Here is a 1873-nt window from a genome sequence, read left to right as displayed (position 1 = left end):
CGGACGGGGTCCGTCCGCGCTACGTTCGCCTGGCGATTCCACGCGCAACGCGCAGCCAACATCCGTCGACCTGTCGCCCGTTTTACCTGGTAGGGCTGTTCGGTGTCGTTGCGCGGCGAGGGGGGATCGGTGGGTGGATCCGGGTCGCGCGGTGTCCGCCGTCGCGAACGGTGGCCGGAAGGCTCCGCCGGGCCCCTCGGCTTGGCGTTGCGGCCCTTGCGCTTGCAGCGCGCGTCTGACCTGCGGCGATGCGTGCGTGTTACGCTGGTAGAGGCGGAAGGGGCACGTGACACATGGCGTTCCAAGTCGGCGAGACCGTTGTTTACCCGCATCATGGTGCTGCTCTCATTGACGCGATTGAAACCCGCGTCATCAAGGGCGAGGAAAGACTCTATCTCGTGCTGAAGGTCGCTCAGGGCGATCTGACTGTCCGGGTGCCGGCCGACAACGTCGGCATGGTCGGGGTACGCGACGTCGTCGGGCAGGATGGGCTGGAACGGGTGTTCGAGGTGCTCCGGGCACCCCACACCGAGGAGCCCACCAACTGGTCCCGGCGTTATAAGGCAAATCTCGAAAAGCTCGCCTCCGGTGACGTGAACAAGGTTGCCGAGGTCGTCCGCGATCTGTGGCGCCGTGATCGCGAGCGCGGTCTTTCCGCGGGTGAGAAGCGGATGTTGAGCAAGGCACGGCAAATCCTCGTCAGTGAGCTCGCGCTCGCGGAGGGCACCAACGAGGACAAGGCTGAGGCGATGCTCGACGAGGTTCTCGCCGGCTGATCCAGGCCTTGTCAGCCCGGTCGTAATAGATCGGGTGTCGGCCGGTTCATTCGGTCGGCGAAAAAATACCGGAATATGATTTCCGGCTGGGAGGTCGGCCCCTCCGGACGCCCTGTCGTCCGGTGGGCCGGGTTCGCCGGCCGGCGCGGTCCGATGGCGGCGCTCGCACCCATCCGGCTGCGCACGCCCGATCGGCGTACCGGTCGGCCGGCTCGCGTCCGGTCGGCCGGATAGGCCATGCTCTCGTGGTGGATGGCACACGGGAGGTCTGGTGATGGGCGAAGGTCTCCAGTCGCGGTCGACCGGCCCGCGGGTCGCGGCGATCGTGCCGGCTGCCGGCCGCGGTGAGCGGCTGGGCGGAGGTACCCCCAAGGCTCTGCGAGCCCTGGGCGGTCGGCCCATGCTGGTGCGTTCGATCGAGGCGCTGCGGCGTTCGGAGTCGGTGACGCAGATCGTCGTGGCGGCACCGCCAACTCTGGTCGAGGTCGTGGCACAACTGCTCGGGCGGGACGTGCGCGTGATCGCCGGCGGCGCGGAGCGGGTGGATTCGGTCCGCCGAGCCCTGCGCGCGGTCGACGAGGACGTCTCGGTCGTCCTCGTCCACGACGCGGCCAGGCCGCTGACCCCGCCCTCGCTCGTCGACGCGGTGGTCGCGGCAGTGCTGGCCGGGCATCCGGCGGTGATCCCCGTGCTCGGCCTGACGGACACCGTCAAGGAGGTCGGCCCGGACGGCCGGGTGATCCGCACCCCGCCCCGCGACCGGCTGCGGGCGGTGCAGACCCCGCAGGGATTCCGGCGTGACGTGCTCGCCGCCGCGTATGCCCTGCCGGACACTCCGGCGACGGACGATGCCGGTCTGGTCGAGGCTCTCGGCGTGCCGGTGACGACCATCCCCGGCGCTCAGGAGGCATTCAAGGTGACCCAACCGCCCGATCTCATACTCGCCGAGGCGCTGCTTGCCCGGATGGCTCCGGGCGATCCCCGTGCGGCCGCGGACCCCCGCGGGGGGACCGACCCGCGCGGTGGCGCGGACGTGCGCGCTGGCTCGGACGTCCGGAGCCTCGGGTGAGCCCGGACCCGCCCCAGCCGGCGGACGG

General features: G+C 70.5%; 2 protein-coding genes. Both read left to right on the top strand.

Translation table 11 applies throughout. The features are described from left to right. Positions 1–293: 293 nt before the first annotated feature. Positions 294–776: a CarD family transcriptional regulator gene (locus ND748_RS31080; RefSeq protein WP_009741775.1), complete on the top strand. Its 483-nt coding sequence runs from the start codon at positions 294–296 to the stop codon at positions 774–776. A 274-nt stretch (positions 777–1050) separates the two neighbouring features. Further along, a complete protein-coding gene (gene ispD / locus ND748_RS31075; RefSeq protein WP_251749873.1) occupies positions 1051–1845 on the top strand; it encodes a 2-C-methyl-D-erythritol 4-phosphate cytidylyltransferase in 795 nt (264 codons plus the stop codon). Positions 1846–1873 lie beyond the last annotated feature (28 nt).

This window comes from Frankia sp. AiPs1, from assembly GCF_023716945.1.
In the GTDB taxonomy this organism is placed as follows: Bacteria; Actinomycetota; Actinomycetes; order Frankiales; family Frankiaceae; genus Frankia.
The sequence above is the reverse complement of the archived record's forward strand: the minus strand, read 5'-3'. Positions and strand labels throughout refer to the sequence as shown.